At 29.2% G+C, this 22,974-nt stretch carries 12 protein-coding genes and 1 tRNA gene; 10 read left to right on the top strand and 3 right to left on the bottom strand.

The genetic code is table 11. The annotated features are described in order from the left end of the window. The first annotated feature begins 48 nt into the window (after positions 1 to 48). The 7 genes from glyA (at position 49) to EDL80_RS03765 (ending at position 13,342) form a co-directional block, all read left to right on the top strand. Entirely contained in the window at positions 49 to 1,314 is a 1,266-nt protein-coding gene (gene glyA / locus EDL80_RS03795; RefSeq protein ID WP_158406850.1) for a serine hydroxymethyltransferase, read from the top strand. Positions 1,315 to 1,505: 191 nt separating this feature from the next. Beyond that, on the top strand, positions 1,506 to 1,835 hold the full coding sequence (gene cyaY, locus EDL80_RS03790; protein WP_158406849.1) for an iron donor protein CyaY: 330 nt from the start codon (positions 1,506 to 1,508) through the stop codon (positions 1,833 to 1,835). A 3-nt stretch (positions 1,836 to 1,838) separates the two neighbouring features. Next, the gene (locus EDL80_RS03785) at positions 1,839 to 3,590 is read left to right on the top strand and encodes an ABC transporter ATP-binding protein (RefSeq protein WP_158406848.1); all 1,752 of its coding nucleotides are present in this window, start codon (positions 1,839 to 1,841) and stop codon (positions 3,588 to 3,590) included. 1,195 nt (positions 3,591 to 4,785) lie between these two features. After that, a complete protein-coding gene (gene sdhA, locus EDL80_RS03780; protein ID WP_158406847.1) occupies positions 4,786 to 6,582 on the top strand; it encodes a succinate dehydrogenase flavoprotein subunit in 1,797 nt (598 codons plus the stop codon). Between the two features lie 34 nt (positions 6,583 to 6,616). Continuing rightward, entirely contained in the window at positions 6,617 to 7,393 is a 777-nt protein-coding gene (locus EDL80_RS03775) for a succinate dehydrogenase iron-sulfur subunit (protein ID WP_158406846.1), read from the top strand. 1,719 nt (positions 7,394 to 9,112) lie between these two features. Further along, positions 9,113 to 9,967, top strand: a complete 855-nt coding sequence (gene thyX, locus EDL80_RS03770; protein WP_158406845.1) for an FAD-dependent thymidylate synthase — start codon at positions 9,113 to 9,115, stop codon at positions 9,965 to 9,967. Positions 9,968 to 12,136: 2,169 nt separating this feature from the next. Next, entirely contained in the window at positions 12,137 to 13,342 is a 1,206-nt protein-coding gene (locus EDL80_RS03765; protein WP_158406844.1) for a multidrug effflux MFS transporter, read from the top strand. 1,428 nt (positions 13,343 to 14,770) lie between these two features. On the opposite strand, the gene ruvB is transcribed toward EDL80_RS03765, so the two are convergent. The 3 genes from ruvB to EDL80_RS03750 all read right to left on the bottom strand — a co-directional run bounded on the left by ruvB (position 14,771) and on the right by EDL80_RS03750 (position 18,521). After that, positions 14,771 to 15,760 (bottom strand): Holliday junction branch migration DNA helicase RuvB, encoded by a 990-nt coding sequence (gene ruvB / locus EDL80_RS03760; RefSeq protein WP_158406843.1) that lies wholly within the window; start codon positions 15,758 to 15,760, stop codon positions 14,771 to 14,773. Positions 15,761 to 17,236: 1,476 nt separating this feature from the next. Continuing rightward, the gene (gene ruvA / locus EDL80_RS03755; protein ID WP_158406842.1) at positions 17,237 to 17,806 is read right to left on the bottom strand and encodes a Holliday junction branch migration protein RuvA; all 570 of its coding nucleotides are present in this window, start codon (positions 17,804 to 17,806) and stop codon (positions 17,237 to 17,239) included. Between the two features lie 10 nt (positions 17,807 to 17,816). After that, entirely contained in the window at positions 17,817 to 18,521 is a 705-nt protein-coding gene (locus EDL80_RS03750; protein WP_158406841.1) for a heme ABC transporter permease, read from the bottom strand. A 1,081-nt stretch (positions 18,522 to 19,602) separates the two neighbouring features. Between EDL80_RS03750 and gmk the strand changes: the two genes are divergently transcribed. From gmk to EDL80_RS03735, 3 genes are all read left to right on the top strand, one after another. Continuing rightward, the gene (gene gmk / locus EDL80_RS03745; protein WP_158406840.1) at positions 19,603 to 20,232 is read left to right on the top strand and encodes a guanylate kinase; all 630 of its coding nucleotides are present in this window, start codon (positions 19,603 to 19,605) and stop codon (positions 20,230 to 20,232) included. Positions 20,233 to 21,212: 980 nt separating this feature from the next. Next, a complete protein-coding gene (gene folD, locus EDL80_RS03740; protein ID WP_158406839.1) occupies positions 21,213 to 22,115 on the top strand; it encodes a bifunctional methylenetetrahydrofolate dehydrogenase/methenyltetrahydrofolate cyclohydrolase FolD in 903 nt (300 codons plus the stop codon). Positions 22,116 to 22,163: 48 nt separating this feature from the next. Then, positions 22,164 to 22,236: transfer RNA gene (locus EDL80_RS03735), tRNA-Val, on the top strand. The last annotated feature ends 738 nt before the right edge of the window (positions 22,237 to 22,974 follow it).

Raw genomic sequence — 22,974 nt, 5'->3', positions numbered from 1 at the left:
CTGTTAAGGCTTAATTTTATAAATGTTGATACAGGGGTTGTTATTACTATGGTTAGATATATTTCAGATTATGACTTACAAGATGTAGATACGGAAGTATTTCAATGTATTACTGACGAATCGAATAGACAAAATTCTCAGCTACAATTAATAGCATCTGAAAATTTTGTCAGTAAAGCAGTTTTACAGGCACAAGGCTCTATATTTACAAATAAATATGCGGAAGGTTATCCTGGTAGGAGGTATTACTGTGGCTGCCATTTTGCAGATATTATAGAGAATATTGCAATAGAGCGTTTATGTAAATTATTTGGATGTAAGTTTGCAAATGTACAACCACACTCTGGTTCTCAGGCTAATCAAGGAGTATTTGCCGCTTTGCTTAAACCAGGTGATACAGTAATTGGTATGTCCTTGGATTGTGGTGGGCACTTAACTCATGGTTCAGCTCCTAGTATTTCTGGTAAATGGTTTAATGCTATACAATACCAAGTTGATCGTGATACTGGTATGATAGATATGGATGAGATTGAAAAGCTTGCTTTATCGCATAATCCATCATTAATTATTGCTGGTTCTTCTGCTTATCCACGTAGAATAGATTTTAAAAGATTTAGAGAAATTGCTGATAAAGTGGGTGCTTATCTTTTAGCTGATATAGCTCATTATGCTGGATTAGTTGCTGCAGGGGAATTTCCTTCACCTATTGAATATGCTCATGTCATTACATCTACTACTCATAAGACTTTACGTGGTCCTAGGGGTGCAGTTATAATGACAAATCATGAAGATATTTTTAAAAAGATCCAATCTTCAATTTTCCCTGGGATGCAAGGAGGTCCACTAATGCATGTTATTGCTGCTAGGGCAGTAGCATTTGGGGAAGCGTTAAAGCCAGAATTTAAGGAGTATGCAAAGCAGATAATTAAGAATTCTAAAACATTGGTTAAAGTATTCCAAGAACGTGGTCTTAATGTACTGACTGGTGGTACAGATTCTCATATGGTAGTTGTTGATTTACGTCCTAAAGCTGTTACTGGAAAAGATGCGGTGCTTGCTTTGGAAAGGTTGGGAATAATTTGCAATAAAAATGCTATTCCTTTTGATCCAGAAAAACCTTTTGTAACTTCTGGATTAAGATTTGGTAGTGCTGCTGAAACATCTAGGGGATTACAGGAACCAGAGTTTGAAAAGATTGGTCATATGGTATGTGATGTTGTTGATAGTTTAAAAGCTACTGATGATGTCAGGTTATCTATTGAACAAGATGTCATCAAAAGGGTGAAAGAATTAACTGATGCTTTCAGAGTTTAATTATTTTATTAAATAATGTGATACTTATTTTTCGGATATCTCATAAATAGCTTGATTTTTTTATTAAATAATATTATTAATGAAAAAAAATGGTAAGCTTATTTGTTCTTTTTTTAAGATATTGTAATACAGTTCATTATTGTTAGAGTTAAATGTAGTTTATTTGGCCATAATATTTATGGGAAGTATAAATGTCAAATTCCTTGTGTGTATTTGATTTTCAAAATTTATCTTGTAGTATGCTAAATACTTTGGTCAGTATGATAGATAATGCTGATATAGATGGAATATTGGAATGTGAAAATTTTGATGGAGTAGTTAATATATCTGATGGTAAAGGTAATGTGTATATTGTTAGTAGACATGAACCATCTATGCAAATTTGGATTGCTTCTCCTATTAGTGGATCAGTACGTTTTAGTTATGATAAATCCTTAGGCATTTGGATTAATTCTAACAATAATGAACTATTTAACTTCTTAAGATCTGAAATTAATATGTTATTTAATATTATGATATAGAAAATGAAAATATTATTTCAATTTGTAAAGCCTCACCTGTTATACTTTATATTTGCGTATCTAGTAGTTGCTGTTTCCTCTGTTACGATTTTAGCATTTGGGTATGGTTTACATAACTTAGTTGATTCTTGGGTTACAACGTCCAGTGTTACGTCTATAAACAATGCGTTACTGTTTCTGTTAGTAGTAGTTTTGATAGTTGGAGTGACTTCTTTCCTACGGATGTGGCTTACAGGTTATGGAAGTGAGAGGGTTATTACTGGGATTAGATTAAACTTATATAACAAAGTAATACATTTTTCTCCAAGGTTTTTTGAGAATAATAGTATTTCAAGCTTAGTAACACGTTTGATGGCTGATACATCAGCACTGCAGGTAATATTAAGTGCTAGTATGTCAACAATATTAAGAAATGCAACTACTTTATTAGGTAGTGTTGTAATGCTAGTACATACTAACTTTAAATTAACTACATATACTGTAGTAGTAATACCAATTATTTTGGTGATTTTGACGTCTCTTGGTAAGAAGGTAAAATCTCTATCACAAAAGGTACGATTAAAAACTGATGAAATTACATCATTTGTTGAAGAGACTTATCGTGGTATTTCTGTTATTCAATCTTTCTCTAAAGAATATACTATAAAACAAAAGTTTGCTAATTTATTAGGTATTTCGTTAAATATCACAAATAAGTATATTATTCTACGTGCATTATTGGTAACTTTGATTATTACTTCTGCTATGACTTCGATAGGCCTTGTTTTATCTTTAGGAATTAGAGAAGTATTGAATAATAACATTACTGTTGGTTCTCTTTTCTCATTTATATTTTATGCTGCAATAGCTGCTGGATCAGTAAATAATATGGGGGATAATCTTCATGATATACAGAAGGCTGTAAGAATTTCAGAAGATATTTCAAAAATATTATCAATGCCATTGGATATTAATGAAATAGAAAGTCCTAAAGTCGTGCATGGATTAAAAAATTCAATCCTAGTTAATGATGTAACTTTTTATTATCCTAGCAAGCAAAATGATCCTGCGTTAAAAGGAGTATCATTTTCTATTGATAAAGGTCAAGTTGTTGCATTAGTTGGACCTTCTGGGAGTGGTAAAAGTACTATTACTAATATATTGTTACGTTTTTATGATATTACATCTGGTAATGTAAGTATTGATGGTATAAATATAAAAGAGTTATCACTGAGTAGTTTACGTTCTTTATTCTCTGTTGTTCCTCAGAATCCTATAATGTTTTCTGGTACTATATTAGAAAATATAAAATATGGGGTATCAGATGCTGCATATAAAGATGTAGAGAATGCAGCAAGAACAGCTTGTATTCTTGATTTTATAGAAAGCCTACCTGATAAATTTGATACTTTTGTTGGTGAAAGAGGGTTATGTCTGTCTGAAGGACAAAAACAAAGGATTGCTATAGCAAGAGCTGTACTCAAGAAAGATGCAGACATATTAATATTAGATGAGGCAACATCATCTCTGGATTCGAAGAATGAGCAGTTAATTCATGATGCTTTGGATAATTTAAAAGGTAATAAAACAATGCTGATAATAGCACATAGGCTATCAACTGTTGTTAAGGCTGATAAGATAATTGTGTTTAACAATGGATATATAGATGATGTAGGTACTCATCAGTCGTTGATAGCCAAACAAGATGGATTATATAGTAAATTAGCAAAATTGCAGTTATCAAATGAAAATTTTTCAAATGGTAGTTCTAGTTGATCAGTATTAATATTGTGGGAAATTTTAGATCACCTCTTTTAGTCATATGATTGCTATGGACTGTTTTTAGGTATTAATTTTTATTTATGGCTTATATATGTGTGGTATTGGATTACATATTATAACCATCTAATATTAGTACATAATAAACATGATTACTAAAATAAATTTTTGACGTTTTGCTTAGTAAACTGATAAATATATTCCGTCAGTAGACTATTATGAGTTGTATGTCAGTGTTTAGTGTGAAATGAATCTGTTTGTATGTTTTAATTATGTGTAATGATAATTATGCATTTATCAATATTATTGTTTGTTGTGTGTCGCGACATAAGTGTGTAATTTATTAGTCAAATATTTTGAATATGTGTATTTCATATATTTTAGTTAGTTTAGATAATTTTCCCGATAGTTTTGTTATCAATTTATTTTGGATGTTAAGGGTATATTATAATTATATAAGTGTAAGAGCACAATGATTGTATATAAAGATATTTCTTGTAGTAAGTGTTTATAATTTTATTGGTGTGTGTAAAAGAAAAAAATTAGGTTGAGTTGTTATAACAGTATTCAGTGATTATTTTATTATTAGTATGTGTGTTATTTAGATTATATAGGTGAATGCAAAGGATTAAGTACTTTGATAATGGTAATATTTATAAATTACTGAAAATTATAAAAGTTGCTTGTAAATTGATAATATCTTATTGTGTATCATTTGGACTACTATTGGAAATATGAAATTATGTTACTGATATAAAAGTCATTTTATTGTTACATGTATTTTATTTACTAATAGTATTTTATATAGATAGTAGAGTATTCTAAAATTATGTTGATATATCAGAAATTCATTATCTTGATCTTTTAATATATTGTATATGTATAGATTGCCTTTAATAAACATAAACATTATGGTATGATAATGTATACCTAAGTATAATGTTGCCCCAATATATACGATGTATTTGTTATAATACTGATTATTTATTTTTTCTTAATCTGAATATTAGATAATTGATATTATTATATTGAGCAATATATAAAGTTGAGTGACGATATTTGTTCTTAATTTTATTAGTAAAGCTGTGAGTATATTATGAAACTTTTTTAACATAGAAATTATGTTGACTCACGGTGTTATTATGGTAGCCTAGTTATGTTTTCTATTGTTTTGTAAATATCGTTTTTTGTAATGTCTAATTCTGCATACAGTATTATAGACCACGAGTATGACGTTGTAATAGTAGGTGCTGGAGGAGCTGGTTTAAGGGCAACTTTTGGTATGACTTCTATTGGCTTGTCTGTTGCATGCATATCTAAAGTTTTTCCTACAAGAAGTCATACAGTCGCTGCTCAAGGTGGTATTAGTGCTGCGTTGGGTAATGTCACTGAAGATGACTGGAGATGGCATATGTTTGATACCGTCAAAGGTTCTGACTGGTTAGGTGATCAAGATGCTATTGAATATATGTGTAAAAATGCAGCAGAATCTGTCATTGAACTTGAACGTTATGGCGTACCTTTCTCACGTACTAGTGATGGTAAAATATATCAGCGTCCTTTTGGTGGTATGACTACAGAATTTGGTAAGGGTAAGCCAGCAATACGTACTTGTGCTGCATCTGATAAGACTGGTCATGCTATACTTCATACTCTATATCAGCAATCCTTAAAGCACAATGCTAAGTTTTTTGTAGAATATTTTGCTATTGATTTACTAATGAGTGAAACTGGTGAGTGTCAGGGTGTGATTGCATGGTCATTATGTGATGGAAATTTGCATAGGTTTCGTGCTCATACTGTTGTTCTTGCTACAGGTGGATATGGTAGAATATATTTCTCTGCAACTAGTGCGCATACCTGTACTGGTGATGGTGGTGGGATGGTCTCTCGTATTGATTTACCTTTGGAAGATATGGAATTTGTACAGTTTCATCCTACTGGAATATATGGGTCAGGATGTTTAATGACTGAAGGATGTAGAGGGGAAGGTGGTTATTTAATTAATTCTGAAGGTGAAAGATTTATGGAGCGTTATGCTCCAAAAGCTAAAGATTTGGCATCTCGTGATGTTGTTAGCAGAGCTATGACTCTAGAAATTAGGGAAGGTCGTGGTGTAGGGCCTAACAAAGATCATGTATATTTATCTATATCTCACTTAGGAGCAGAAGTTATACATGATAAGTTACCAGGTATTAGTGAAACTGCTCGTACTTTTGCTGGAGTAGATGTAACTAAGGAACCTATACCTGTATTACCAACTGTACATTATAATATGGGTGGTATTCCTACGAACTATTATGGTCAAGTTATTACATTAACGAGTAATGGAGAAAAAATCGTACCTGGTCTTTTCGCAATAGGAGAAGCAGCATGTGTTTCTGTACATGGTGCAAATCGTTTAGGTTCTAATTCATTACTTGACTTAGTTGTTTTTGGTAGAGCTGCGGCTATTAAAGCTAAGGAATTAATAAAACCTGGAATGTTGCATGCTCCTATAAACAAAGCTAATGAAGAAAAAATAATTGCTCGTTTTGATGGAATAAGGTTCGCTAAGGGAAGTTTACGTGTTGCAGAAGTACGTAGTAGAATGCAGCATGTTATGCAAAATCATGCAGCTGTTTTTCGCACAGCAGAAGTGTTAGATGAAGGAAAAGTCAAGATTAAGGATGTAGCTAAACTTATGCCTGAGATTGTCATACAGGATAGAAGCATGATATGGAATAGTGATCTGGTTGAAGCGTTAGAGTTAACTAACATGATGCCACAGGCAGTTGTAACTATGGAATGTGCAGCAAACCGTCAGGAAAGTAGAGGAGCTCATGCACGGGAAGATTTTCCTGACCGTGATGATGAAAATTGGATGAAGCATACTTTAGCTTGGTATGATGCTAATAATTGTTCTGTAGAAATCAAATATAAGGATGTTGCTAAGACGACTTTAACAAGTGATGTTCAATATTTCCCTCCGCAGAAAAGAGTATATTAGTTATCCGTATAGGAATTGTGTAAAAGGGTTTGTTATGGTTCAGTTTTTTTTACCTAGGAATTCTAAGATTAATAAAAATGGAGAAGTATATGATGCTCCTGAAGGTGCAAAAAATGTAAAGTGTTTTAAAATATATAGATGGTCTCCGGATGATGATAGTAATCCAAGAATTGATAAATTTTTTATAGATCTTGATCAATGTGGACAGATGGTTCTTGATGCGCTTATAAAAATAAAAAATGAAATTGATTCTACATTAACATTCAGGAGGTCGTGTAGAGAAGGTATATGTGGTTCTTGTGCAATGAACATTGATGGTACTAATACTCTAGCATGTACAAAAGCCATATCAGATATTAAGTCAGATGTTGAGATTTATCCTTTACCACATATGGATGTCATTAAGGATTTAGTACCTGATTTAAGTAATTTTTACAAACAATATGAGTCCATTACTCCATGGATGCAAGCTGAGGAACCTAGTCATGATAAGGAAAGATTGCAGAGTATAAAGGACCGGAGTAAGTTAGATGGAGTTTATGATTGTATATTATGTGCATGTTGTAGTACTAGTTGTCCTAGTTATTGGTGGAATCCAGATAAATATTTAGGACCGGCTGCGTTATTACAAGTATATAGATGGTTAATTGATAGTCGAGATGAAGCATCAGATAAGAGGTTGAGTATGCTTGATGATGCATTTAAATTATACCGCTGCCATACTATTATGAATTGTACCAATACTTGTCCTAAGGGTTTAAATCCTGCTAAGGCGATTGCTAATATTAAGCAAATGATGGTAAGAAGATAGAAAGAGTAATTGAATCTAGGTTGTTGTCGAACGTTTTTATTATAATAATTCTACTGTTGTATATCTACTCATCAATTACATTACATGAGAATTATCCCGTAAATTATTTATTATGTACTATAGTAGTGTTTTTTCAAGATTTGGGTTCTGTTAAAACAATTATTTAGTATTGGATGATAATGTGCCTTAACATGAAACATCTGGGTAAATTCTTATATATATTATTGGTAGCTTTTGTGAGTAGCTTTATAGCTTTTTTGTTAAATACTTAATAACAATCTTTAATTAGGTGTAAATGAGGTGTAATATTATGTAATGTGGGTATGCAGTCTTTATCTTTACTTATTTGATATGAAGTATATGTATATTTATTATATTTATATGGCATATTAGTATAAGGTTTAAATTTATATATAGTATATTTCATGTAAGGTGCATAAATTATTGGTCTTAGCTATGTGGGTGTGTATATGTTAGGATTAGATAGGTATTGGTAGTTTGTTTATAATACATTTCTGGATATGTGTAAGGTTTCTATTTAATCAACATTTGAAATATAGGTAGTATAAATTTGTATAGAACTTATAAAAGTAGTAGGATGTATACGCTATAAGTTATAGTTGTATATGTTGGACTTAAGTAAGTACAAGTAATTCTTCGTATTTTACATTTCTGGATATGTGTAAGGTTTCTATTTAATCAACATTTGAAATATAGGTAGTATAAATTTGTATAGAACTTATAAAAGTAGTAGGATGTATACGCTATAAGTTATAGTTGTATATGTTGGACTTAAGTAAGTACAAGTAATTCTTCGTATTTTACATTTTTGGATGTGTGTAAGGTTTCTATTTAATAGACATTTGAGATATAGATAATATAAGTTTGTATAGAACTTGTAAAAGTAGTAGGATGTATACACTATAAGTTATAGTTGTATATGTTGGACTTAAGTAAGTACAAGTAATTCTTCGTATTTTACATTTTTGGATGTGTGTAAGGTTTCTATTTAATAGACATTTGAGATATAGATAATATAAGTTTGTATAGAACTTGTAAAAGTAGTAGGATGTATAAACCATAAGTTATAGTTGTATATATTGGACTTAAGTAAGTACAAGTAATTCTTCGTATTTTACATTTTTGGATGTGTGTAAGGTTTCTATTTAATAGACATTTGAGATATAGATAATATAAGTTTGTATAGAACTTATAAAAGTAGTAGGATGTATAAACCATAAGTTATGGTTGTATATATTGGACTTAAGTAAGTACAGGTAATTCTTTGTATTTTACATTTTTGGAGATATGTAAGGTTTCTATTTAATCAACATTTGAAATATAGATAGTATAAATTTGTATAGAACTTGTAAAAAGTAGTAGGCTGCATAAACTATAAAGTTATAGTTGTATATGTTGGACTTAAGTAAATACAGGTAATTCTTTGTATTTTACGTTTTTGGATATGTGTAAGGTCTCTATTTAGTAGACATTTGAGTTTTAAAGTATAGATTCCTGTAGGAAGATTGTGAATATTAGTGAAATACGTAAGTTATGAGTTATAGTTGTGTGTATTGAACTTAAAAAAGTATAGTAATTTTTCTTATTATGCATTTGTATGTGTGTGAAATATTCTATAATGTCTGGTTATATTTTTAAACTTGATCTAATGTAACCAATTGTTAGTATTAAGTATTAATAATTAAAATATGGCAGGTTATGGAGTCAGAAATTACAAAACGTATAGTTGTTCCTGAATTGGAGGAGATACTTTATAAGGAATATAAGGTTTTAGACCAGGGGTTTGTCAGGTTAATAGATTATATGGGGTCTGATGAATCTGTAGTACAAGCTGCTAGAATATCCTATGGAAGAGGAACTAAAAGTGTAAGCCAAGATGCTGCATTAATTAATTATCTGATGCGTCATTCGCATACTACACCGTTTGAAATGTGTGAGATCAAGTTTCATATTAAATTGCCTATATTTGTTGCAAGACAGTGGGTACGTCATAGAACTGCAAATGTTAATGAATATTCTGCTAGGTATTCTGTTTTGGATCATAAATTCTATGTTCCTGAACTTGATCAAGTAGCCACTCAATCTGAGGATAATGCGCAGGGTAGGGGAAATAGTTTATCTGATGAGGATGCTCAATATGTGATTGACCTTTTGAAAAATGATTCTAATATGGTCTATGAAACTTATAATAAGTTTTTAGATAAAGGTGTTTCAAGAGAAATATCGCGTATTAATCTTACTCTAAATTATTATACTGAATGGTATTGGAAAATAGATTTACATAATTTATTACATTTTCTGAGGTTGAGGTCTGATGTACATGCTCAGTATGAGATTAGGGTTTATGCACAGACTATGTTAGAAATTGTCAAAAAGTGGGTACCATTGACTTATGCAGCGTTTGTTGAATATTGTTTAGAATCTCAAAGTTTTTCAAAAAGTGCATTAAATGTTGTAAAAAAACTAATTGCAGGAGAAGAAGTTGCTAGGGAAGATACTGGCATTGGTAAAAGAGAATGGAGAGAATTAATGGATGTTTTAGCATCTAAATAAAATGGTATTTATAGTGTGTAGACTTGTATAGGACAGTTCAAAATGGTAACTTGTTATTAGGTGGATAATATGAAGTAGGTGCTTGTAAATTACAGAGGTAATGTAAAGAAAGCTGGCCCTATATTAAAAAGCTGGGTGCTTTGTTATAGTACGTAAACTGATTAATGTGTAAAGTTGAGTTATTGTGTATATAGCTGGTCTTTGCACTTGTAAAAGCTTGTTGCGGAAGGTTTGTGTAATAAATATGTAGTATACAGGTTGTATTATAAACTTAAGTAATGGTCATTTTATAGTGTATTAATCTGTTGTTATTGCAGAATTATTTAGTTATGTACTGTTATAAAGGAATATTGTGGTACATTTAAGTAGACATTATGATACTGTATGAGTTGTATAGTATAATAGGTTAAGTTTTTAGTAAGAGTCATTGGTATGGATAGTGTTTTTGCAAGAGAAAACCCTGCAGCAAAAGAGTATACATAGGACTTGGATATCAGTTATTTTGAATATGTATGTTTAGGTATGTAAAACCACAATCCTATAATATATAGGTATGTTTGAAAAAGGATGATCAATATAATATGTTTTATAGGAAGAACTACATTGGCAAGTATTGTAATGTAAAAAGACTTTTTAGAAATAGTTTTGCCGTACAAGGTAATTAAAGAGTGTTGTATGGACTTTAATAATTGAAAGTTATTTAAATATGTAAGTTATAGTATGTGAAATTATGATCCTGTAGCATATCATTATGTTTAAAAAAGGATAATCAATATAATATGTTTTATAGGAAGAACTACATTAGCAAGTATTGTGATGTAAAAAGACTTTGAGACATGGTTTTGTAGTACAAGGTAATTAAAGAGTGTTGTATGGACTTTAATAATTGAAAGTTATTTAAATATGTAATTATAGTATGTAAAATTATGATCCTGTAGCATGTCATTATGTTTAAAAAAGGATAATCAATATAATGTGTTTTATAGGAAGAACTACGTTAGCAAGTATTGTGATGTAAAAAAACTTTTTAAAAATGGTTTTGCCGTACAAGGTAATTAAAGAGTGTTGTATGGACTTTAATAATTGAAAGTTATTTAAATATGTAAATTATAGTATGTGAAATTACGATACTGTAGCATGTCATTATGTTTAAAAAAGGATAATCAATAATAATATGTTTTGTAAGAATGGCTACATTAGCAAGTATTGTAATATAAAAAAACTTTTTAGAAATGGTTTTGTCGTACAAGGTAATTAAAGAGTGTTGTATGGACTTTAATAATTGAAAATTATTTAAATGTGTAAGTTATAGTATGTGAAATTACGATACTGTAGCATGTCATTATGTTTAAAAAAGGATAATCAATAATAATATGTTTTGTAAGAATGGCTACGTTAGCAAGTATTGTGATGTAAAAAGACTTTTGAGACATGGTTTTGTAGTACAAGGTAATTAAAGAGTATTGTGTAGGCTTAATAGTTAGAAATTATTTTTAGTATGTAAATTGTCTGATATATAAGATTATGATCCTGTAGTGTACATTGTGTTGATAAAAGAAATTATCAGTTTGGTATTTTTAATAAGATATGTATTGCTTATAGTTATGTTGTAAAGTGAGTACTATTGATTATAGCTTAGTCATCTCTAATGGGATATTTATATATTATAAAGGGAATATCATAATATATATAAACATTTTGACATAGCAAAGTGTTAGGATATTTATGTAATGTAGTACATTAACCCAGGCATAATTTTTTTGTGTGGGTAACTAACAGTTATCAATTATATCACGAGAAAAAAGTATATATAGTATAAAAGTAGATATGTAATAAAAAATATAGAATTCATAATGTTGTACTTTTTTATTAATTTTGTATAGTTCAAGCGGATATTTATAATTAGTTTATTTTACTGATATTGTACTTTTACCGATTAAATAGTATTATGCTTATGTTGTTAACTTAAGTTTTATATGTAAGTACTATTTTTATTGTGAATAATATGTATAATTTAGCATAACCATAGTTTTGTGGGAGTAGTGTTTTTTATACTGCTGGTGTTGTTTTTCTATTACTATGTTACATTAAGATGAAATTAAGCCTAGCTATTATAGCTTTGGCTTATGCTAGTGTTATGTTATTAATTGAGGGTTTAGTTTTTTATTTATGAAAATTTTTAAAAGGAATATTTTAGTTCTTATTATTATAGTGATAGTGATGGCTGAGATGTCATCAGATATATATTTGCCTAGTTTACCAAAAATTAGTGATTTTTTTCATATAAGTTATTCTGTTGCACAACTTACAATTAGTTTTAACTTAGTTGGACTTTCTATTTCAGGTTTGTTATATGGGCCCCTGTCTGATTATTATGGACGTCGACCTGTTATGTTGTCAGGTATTATGATATTTACTATAGCAAGTATAGCATGTTGCTTTGTTCATGACATTATAATGTTAATTGTTGTGCGTTTTATTCAGGGCTTTGGCACAGGTGTTGCTGGGGTTATTGGGTATGCTATTGTTAAGGATATGTATTCAGGTGATGAATGTGCTAAGAATATTTCTATAGTAAACATAGTAACTGCATTTTCTCCAGTATTGGGACCGATTTTAGGCAGTACAATAATATCTTATGGATATAATTGGAACATACTTTTTATAATAATATCTATAGTATCTGTGATAGTATTGATATGTTTGTTTGTTTTTCTAAAAGAAACATTGGTTGTTGATCGATCTGGTAGTAATATTTCTTTTCGATCAATTATGTGTAAGTATAAGGGACTTTGTTGTAACTACAGATTTTGTGGCTTTGCTTTAATTCATAGTCTTACTATTATGTGGATTTGGGCATGTGTAGCTAGTCTGCCATTTATTTTCATAAATGATATGAGTGTACCTGTTGGTTACTATGGTTACTTTGTTGCGATTAATGTAACAGCATATATTATAGGAGCTGTGATCAACCAAAGGTTTGTTACAAGATTTGGGATGAGTAATATGTTGATTCTAGGTTTAGTTTTAACTACTTTATCGGATTCTGGTGTTCTTATTTTATACCAGATGTTTGAAATAACTCCTCTGCTAGCAGAAATTATGTGGATTCCATCTGGTATGGGTATTGCATTTATTCTTGGAAATAATATGACTTGTGCTTTTTCTGAAATTAAAGAGACAGGTATAGGTTCAGCGTTTATTTTATGTTTGCAAACGATTTTTGGTGCTATTGGAATTTATATTTTAAGCTGTTTCTATAATGGAACTTTAGTTCCTGTAGTAATCTTTCCTATAGTTTGCTCTATACTATGTATTGTTGTGTACGTAATTCTTAAGGTAACCAACAAGAGATCTCTAGATGTAAAAATTTAGTCCTATTTTTGATAATGTTGTAGATTCTAGTAGGTTTTTTAAACGCCTCAAAAATATTAATCTATTATGTTAGTTGTGAGAAGTCGAGTTGGGTGGTTTAAATTAAAATATTTAGTGTGTAGTTGTTATAAATTTTCATAATAGTTGTTGTGAAAAAGTGTAATTGTGTGGTGTATAACATTGTGATATTAATATTAAGAGGGTGGTATAGTATTTAAGGTACTGTTTTTTATGTTATTGTAATCTGATTGTTATTAAAATTATTTTAGTATGACTTTTTAATCGCTTAATGTTGTTATAGCATATTAGTTATTAAAGGTACTTTATGGAAGAAGGTTTTTTTAGTATTACAATGTTAGAAAATTTTGTTATGAGTTACTGTGTATTAGTATAAGTCATATTTTGTGTCATTTTGACATAAGGTGTTAAGTAAGTATTGTTTTATAATTTTAGAAATTAAGTTGGCTATTTATCGATAGTCAATAATTCAAGGCATTTATAGGTATATATTATTTAGGAATCTTGTTTTTAAATATTGCAGAGCTGCTTGTAAACTAGTGGGAAAGAATATAAATGTTGTATTCTTAGGGTTATAATGAGTTAATGTTTTTGTACAATGTATTTATAGCTGGTGTAGTATATTCTCAATTGATGTATTACTGTAAAATCTTAGTATGTTGTGGTGGAATAGCTATTATGATTGTTTATTTAAATATTATAGAGCTGCTTTTAAGTTAGTGGGAAAGAATATAAATGTTGTATTCTTAGGGTTATAATGGGTTAATGTTTTTATACAATGTATTTATAGCTGGTGTAGTATATTCTCAATTGATATATTACTGTAAAATCTTAGCATGTTGTGGTGGAAACTATTGTGGTTGTTTGGTTAAATACTATCAAGTTACTTTTAAGCAGGTGAAGATGGATAGGAATGTTGTGTTCTCAGAGTTATTATGTGTAAATACTTTGACAGTGTAGTTAGTGTGTATATTATGAGTTTATGTATTATTTTGAAATCTTCTGTATTGTCATGAGGGCAATTACCTAATTGTTAGAACTGTTGTTAAAGAAGTGTGACTGGTGTTTATATTGATTATTTTAAAATCTGGTTATATTTATATAGTTGTATTATATATTCTAGAGTAGAATATCCGTAAACTTAGTATATTGTAGCAAGCATTTTATAGGAATATGGTACTTAGTGTTTAAAAGTCTATATGAATCTAAAAGGTATTTAAGTTTGTATATAAATCTGTATGCAAAAGTTTTGTGAGAGATATTTTATATATTACGTAGTTACTTGTAATATTGGTTAATGTATATGAGTGTTATGGTATTACTGTTTTTGTATGGAGTATATGTAGTCAGTAGAACATTAATTGTATATATCAGGTAATACTTTATCTATAATTTTGTGATGATATTTAGTTATGTATTATATATTTGTTCGTTTAGATAAGATATTGCTTTTTGGGTGATTATCCTACCACGTGGTGTACGTTGTATAAAGTTTATTTTGATTAAATATGGTTCTATAGTTTCTTCTATGTTGCCAGTGTCTTCTGACAGTGCGGAAGATATGGTATCTATTCCTATTGGATTATTAGCTTCATGTATAAATTGTAGATATTTTATATCTTGTCTATCTAGTCCAAGTTTATCAATGCCCAGGCGTAATAGTGTCTGATCAGCAAATTCATGGGTTATGGTATCTTGTTTTGTAACTGACATGAAATCTCGAATACGTCTTAGTAATCTTAGTGCAATTCTGGGTGTACCACGTGATCTTAAGGATATTTCTTCTGCTCCGTTACTAGAAATATTAGTTTTCATGACTTTTGCAGCACGTTTTATTACTTTTGTTAACTCTTCAGTGGAATAGAACTCTAAATGCATTGGTATTCCAAAGCGATCCCTTAAAGGATTTGAAAGTAACCCTATTCGTGTTGTTGCTCCTATTAATGTGAACGGTGGTAAATCTACCCTTAAAGTTCTTGCTCCACATCCTTCACCTACTATTATGTCTAAAGAAAAGTCTTCCATTGCTGCATATAATATTTCTTCTATATTACGGTTTAAACGATGGATTTCGTCAATAAATAATACATCTCTAGCTTGTAAATTGGTTAATATTGCTGCTAAATCTCCTGCTTTGCTCAATAGTGGTCCTGCTGTTGATCGAAAGTTTACTTTTAGTTCTTTAGCTATTATATGTGCTAATGTTGTTTTGCCAAGCCCTGGTGGTCCGTATAGCAAAATATGGTCTATTGCTTCTTTTCGTGCATAAGCTGCATCTATAAAAATTTTTAAATTACTAACTACACTGCTTTGCCCTATAAACTCATCAAGAAGATTTGGTCTCATTGAAATATTTTGTTGATCTTCTATACATTCACTACTTTGCAATATATCTTTCATAAATGCTCATTATTTTGTTATGATTGTAACTTTTTGTATGATAGCACATTAAATTATATTTTATATCTTAAGTTTAAGATGTTATTTTTATTAATTTATTATTGAATAATAGATCATACTAATTAATACATATATAAATAATTTGGCTTTTTGTAAGCAGAATTTAAGAAAACAAATCTCAATTTCTTTTTACATATAGGTGTAAAAAGTGCAAGTACCTATAATGCTGTATAATTACAACTTAGTTATATTGGTCTTCAGTGTATATATTATTGTATTTTTTGCTTTCTAAAACTTATAATATATTCAATTAATATAAGCCTATACTTATATCATTATAGGAAAATTGTTATTAGTGATGTGTCTATGTTTGTGACTATTAAACATATTTTTTTAATTGTAAGAATAATGTTAGTGGGTATTTTTATAGAAAATAACCGGAAGTTATTGCAGTGTATTTGTGATAAAATGTGGAGTATTTCTATTATTACTGTAGTGGTTGTGTAATATTGAGAATCAGCTAAGTTTTTTAAATAGTTAAGTTATATGCATGATTCACAATAGTTGGAATGTATTGTAGTGTATTTATTATTGGGTTGTAATGTACTTTGTCACTGTAGTGGTTGTGTAATATTGAGAAGCAGTTAAGTTTTTTAAATAGTTGGGTTATGTACATGATTCACAATAGTTGGAATGTATTGTAGTTTATTTATCATTAAGTTGTATAGTACTTTGTCACTGTAATGGTTGTGTAATATTGAGAATCAGCTAAGTTTTTTAAATAGTTAAGTTATGTACATGATTCACAATAGTTGGAATGTATTGTGGTTTATTTATCATTAGATTGTCATGTACTTTGTTACTATAGTGGTTGTGTAATATTGAGAATCAGCTAAGTTTTTTAAATAGTTAAGTTATGTGCATGATTCACAATAGTTGGAATGTATTGTAGTGTATTTATTATTAAGTTGTAATGTACTTTGTCACTGTAGTGGTTGTGTAATATTGAGAAGCAGCTAAGTTTTTTAAATAGTTAAGTTATATGCATGATTCACAATAGTTGGAATGTATTGTAGTGTATTTATTATTAGGTTGTAATGTACTTTGTCACTGTAGTGGTTATGTAATGTTGAGAATCAGCTAAGTTTTTTTAATGGTTAAGTTATGTGCATGATTAGCAATAGATAGGATGGCGTTGTAATTTATTTATTATTAACTATGTAATATTTTTATTATTGTACCAGTGGTGTTTGAATGACAAATTAATAACTGCATTTTTGGGTAGTTAGAGGTTGTGTACATTATTAAACAATAATATTTTATGAAAATGAGTAGTAAATAGATTTGGTCCAAATTTGTCATGTATGTATTAAGTAATTCAGTGTAAAATTGTACTGTTCTTCACTGTAGGAAATGTTATTGAAGCAAAATACTTATTATTATTTAGAGTATTCTAATTTTTTAATGTATTTTCTATTAAGAAAGCTTTTGTAATGCTTTACGTATTAGTTCTTGCGTGTTAGCACCTGGAAATTGGGATTTTATCCCCTGTATTACATTAAAAGCTTTTAGTTTTTCATATCCTAAGCTTATAAGTGCAGCTAGGGCATCGTCGTTTTCTATTGGGAATGTCTCTTCTATAGGTATTTTATTGATTTTATATTGTAATTCAGTTACTATACGTCCTGCAAGCTTATCTCCTATACCATTCCCTTTAAATACTGCTTTATCATTATTTACTACTGCATAGAAGATCTGTTCAGGTGATAATTTACTTAGTATTGAAAGTGCTGTTTTGTAATTAATACCATTTATTGTGACTAGCATTCTTAAGTAATCTTGTTCTTGCCTGTTTAAAAAACCATATAATTGTGTTATGTTGTCTCTGTTAACGTAAGTTTCTATGTAGAGTTTAATATTATTTCCTATTTTGCAGGTTTGTAGCACTTTGTGTGAAATGTATACTATATACCCTATGTTACTTACGTTTACTATAATGTAAGTATCATGTATTTCCTCAATAGTACCTGTAATACTACCTATCAATGTTGTCCTCTCAAAACATATTATTTAGTAAAGCAAGTCTGCAATTGATTTTTCTTAAGTTGATTAATGTATGTGATCTTAATATTAATAATATACAAAACAATAACCCAAGTGTTATGAACATCGAAATAAGAGGCATAAGCATTGAAATATCTATAGCTATACCATTTTTTCGTAATATGCTTGCAGGTTGATGTAATGTTGTCCATATATTGACAGAAAATTTTATAATTGGAATGTTGATTGCGCTGAATATTGCAAAAATGGACGCAGCTTTTATTGATCTTGCTTCATTATCAAAAAAATGCCATAACGATAAGTATCCTAAATAAAGAAAGAATAAAATTAACACTGATGTTAATCGTGCATCCCAGACCCACCATGTACCCCAGGTACATTTGCCCCATATGCTGCCTGTAATCAAACATATGGCTGTAAACACTAAACCTAAAGGTGCAATTGCATGTGATATAATTCCTGCTATAGTGTTTTGCCAAATTAACACTGCAAAGCTTAACACTGCTATCAATGTATATGAGCCTAGGGATATCCACGCGGATGGTACATGTATATACATAATTCTTACGAATTCTCCTTGCTTATAGTCTGCAGGAGATGCAATGAATACCATATATAAACTACATACTAGACAGATAATAAATAAAAATACCACATATGGTAGAATTAGTTTTGTATAACGAACGAAACTAGTCATAGCATATAAACAAGGTAGTAATGGTAGGTAAAAGTATCACAGATTGTAATACCAAGCAATGTATAAATATGTAAATAAAAGTTATATAACTAGCTATTTTATCTTTTAACTTGTAAGTACAATGTATAATGTATATTACAATTGTGTTTTAGAAGGATGGTGTAGATTTAAAACATAATTGTTGTCTTTTAGTTTAAGATAGTAGAGAGTTTAAATCTTTAATCTGTATTGATTTAAATACTCATGATTGTTATTTCTGTATTTATAATGTCTGGAGTATTATTTAATGTATCTTACTAATATTAAGATTACATACATTAATCAACTTAAGAGAAATTAATTGTAGGGTTGTTTGATTAAATAAATATTTATGTGTAGTTATGAATAAATCAAAGTTACTTGTTGTAAGTTTTGTGATATTGGTAAGATTTGTTATCGTATATGTGTGGGTTTAATTTGTGGGTGTGATGTACGTGATGATGTGGTTTTATATATATGAGAATAATGTATTCAGTAATTTAGGTTTTATTCGTAAGTGATAATCATGGTAGTGTTGTGAGTGATATAATGTTTCAGTAGGCCTACATTGATGTAATTGGTGATGTAGTGTGATTAAGTGTTAGGTTACCTACTACTGTTTATAAAAGTATGTACTTGTAACAATTCTTAGTTTTGTAAGGTAAGAAATGTTTTTGACAATTTTTAAATTGTGTAATGGTTAATCAACTAATGGAATTTATAATGTCTATTTAACACATAAGATATTAAGTATATACATATTTAGTGGAGCATTTGCTACTATAAAGATATGTATTTTTATATGAATAAAGAGTTTCTTGATATAACAATTATTTGATTCTAGAATAACAGGGTAATAAAACACATTCAATGAGCTTTACATATGTTGCGTTGTATTGCAAAATAAAAAATATTTTTTAATCATGGTTTTAGTTTGCAAGAAAAAATTATATAGACAAAAATCATGAATAATTTTCTTTTTGTTAAATAATTTGTAATGTACTGTATTATTATATGAGATTGTATTTATAATCGTAGTAAATCTTTTATCAGGAAGTATGCAGTGAATAATAATCTAAAAAGTAGGGGTGTCTTGTTAGTTCTTTCTTCTCCTTCTGGAGGAGGTAAAACTACTATATCACAGTTATTAGTTAGTGAATTACAGGATGAGATTGTTCGGTCAGTTTCTGTAACTACTCGTGCACCTAGAGATGAAGAAGTAGAAGGTAGGGATTATTTTTTTGTTAGTGAAAGTGAGTTTCATCACTTATGTAATGCAAATCAGATGTTAGAATATGCTAAAGTTTTTGGAAATTATTATGGTATTCCTCGTAGATTTGTCATGGAGAATATAAATAATGGTATTAGTATATTGTTGAGTATAGATTGGCAGGGTGCATTTAAGTTAATTGATATTATGAGTGAACATGTAGTGAGTGTTTTTATATTGCCTCCATCTATTGAAGAATTGAAAAGACGTCTATATAATAGAGGTGGGAAAAGTGAGATAATTGATCAAAGATTAAAAGAAGCTGCATTTGAGATTAGTCATTGTTATCGTTATAACTATATTATTGTTAATCACAATATTGAAGAAAGTGTCCAACAAATAAAGAGTATTTTTATTGCAGAAAAGTTAAAGACACACCGTAAAATGTGTCTTGAACAGGTTGTGAGAAGTTATTACATGTAGTTTGTAGTTGAGAAATAAGTTTTCTGTATATTTATAAATAACGCTAGTTGAAGAAAAATTTAATGTTTTGTTGTTTATCCTTTGATGTAGTAATTTTTGAAAAAGATCTTCTAAATTTTATTCATTCTCTGTAATTCAAGGAAAAAATTTTCTCTATTTTAACTATAAAATCTCTCCTATAAATATTGGTATAATTGTACTGTGTGATATTGTGGAGGCTTTTAAAAATAAATTTTTGTATGGTTAAAAAGCTAGATATTTATCAAGTAAACTTGATTTATTTACTATCTCATAGTTTTTTATATCAACGGAATTTTACTTATTTAATACATGCTTGAGATGTGATTCAATGTTATCATTACCTTATATGTTTTATGATGCTTATAAAAACGATGAATTTTTAGGTGATTAGAATTTATCAAGTATATAATATGAGGTCTATTATTTGATAATATTGTGTAGAATGTATAAGAAATTGAGATTAGATGAGTTTGTTATGTGTTTATCAATCAGAAATGAATTTATAGAATTTCAGTGATCAGTAAAGATGAGTATAATGCTTGGGTTGTATAATATGTATTACCTTGTTTACATGGTATATTTGTAAAATGGGATTAGCATGTTGTGAAACGTACTACACTAGTTTTTGGACAATACATGAGTAATTGAAATTTTGGTACTATAAATTATTGTTATGATGTGATTATGATAAATAATGGTAATTTGTGTATAAAGTAGGATAAATTATAATGCTAAATAACGTTATCAAAATATTTTTGTATTATATAATTCTATGGATAATGTAATTTAATGATAAAATGTTATATATGTAATGTTGTAAAGTGGTGATTTAATATATTATTATTATAGCATATAAAATCTGATTTATGATTATTATAAAATATATTGTTAATGTTTATTGAAATTTTCTGTAAAATGCACTAACCTTTAGGTTATGTGGTAAAAATGTTTAAGCTCTTATGACAGGGAATATTGTAAGTGGAAAGGCGGTTGGTGATAGTATTACCAGCACTCTTGCTACGTGTATTAGTGATTTAAAGGTGCAGCATAGTCTGACACCATGTTTAATAGTTGTACTTGTTGGAGACGATCCTGCAAGTCAATTATATGTGCGTAATAAGCAGAGAAAAGCAGAAATGTTAGGGCTTAAATCTGAAACTATGGTACTTCCTAGTACAATATCTGAGAGTAGTTTAATTGAAAAGATCCATCAGCTTAATAATGATGATGGTGTCCATGGGATTTTAGTACAGTTACCTGTGCCTAAGCATATTGATAAGAATCTGATTATTAATACTATTGATCCTAAAAAAGATGTTGATGGTTTCCATAATGAAAATGTGGGTAGGTTATTTACTGGGCAGAAAAAAGATTGTTTAGTTCCTTGTACACCACAGGGATGCCTTTATTTAATAAAAACTATAACTCGTAACTTATCTGGGGCTGATGCTGTAGTTATAGGAAGATCAAACATAGTAGGAAAGCCTATGGCTTGCTTGTTATTAGGTGAAAACTGTACAGTTACTACTGTTCATTCAGCTACTCGTGATTTGCCAGATTATTGTAAGAGAGCTGATATTCTTGTTGCTGCTGTAGGAATACCTCGTTTTGTTAAGTATTCCTGGGTCAAACATGGAGCAATTGTTATAGATGTAGGTATCAATTCTATAGAAGAAGATGGAACTAAAAAATTTGTAGGGGATGTAGACTTTGATGAGGTTAGTAAAATAGCTTCAGCCATTACTCCAGTTCCTGGTGGTGTTGGTCCTATGACTATTGCATTTTTAATGGTTAATACCATTATTGCTGCATGTAATCAGTCAGGAATTCATGGTTTTGTTGAAAAATATTTGGATTTATAATTCTTTAATTGCAGTTAAACTATTTATAGTTTATAAAGATATGTGATAGGGCGATTAGCTCAGTTGGTAGAGCATCTCGTTTACACCGAGGAGGTCAGCAGTTCAAGTCTGTTATCGCCCACTCTTGATGTAAGTCTAATTGTGCTTTGTATACTTAATAATTGTAACACTATAGTAATTGTTTGCATAAACATTCAGGTTGCATTTGTCCTCTTGTTACTTTTTTTAAGTATTATGTGATTGCGTAAATGATTTTATAAGGTTCTAGATTACTACAGTTATTATAAAGCATAAGATATTAGTATTGTAAGCAGTGTTCGTGTTTTTCTAAGTCACTGTTGTTAGTTATTAATTGTATCATGACTATATGTCTTAGAGTTTTTTAGTTGTTCTTTTTAAGAAGTTATCACCATATAGTGTAGTATAAAATATTTTTTATTAAGAGTCAGTATATGGTATCAATGTGTTGTATAAGAAAAAGTAACTTAATGTTGTATGAAGTATAATTGGTTTTTGTTCTTTTTAAGAGGTTATTACCATGTATAGTTTAGTATAAAGTATTTTTTTATTAAAAGATCAGCAAGTGGTATTAACATGTTACATAAGAAGAAGTAACTTAATGTTATATGAAGTATAGTTGATTTTTGTTCTTTTTAAGAGGTTATTACCATATATAGTTTAGTATAAAGTATTTTTTTATTAAAAGACCAGCAAGTGGTATTAACATGTTGTATAAGAAGGAATAACTTATATATATACTTAAGCTAGATTTTGTATGAAGTCTAGATTTGGTATACATAACCATTTATTGAGTAATGGTTAATTTTAATAGGTGTGTTTGTGATTATTGGGATGATAA

This window comes from Ehrlichia ruminantium, from assembly GCF_009728835.1.
In the GTDB taxonomy this organism is placed as follows: domain Bacteria; phylum Pseudomonadota; class Alphaproteobacteria; order Rickettsiales; family Anaplasmataceae; genus Ehrlichia; species Ehrlichia ruminantium_B.
The sequence above is the reverse complement of the archived record's forward strand: the minus strand, read 5'-3'. Positions and strand labels throughout refer to the sequence as shown.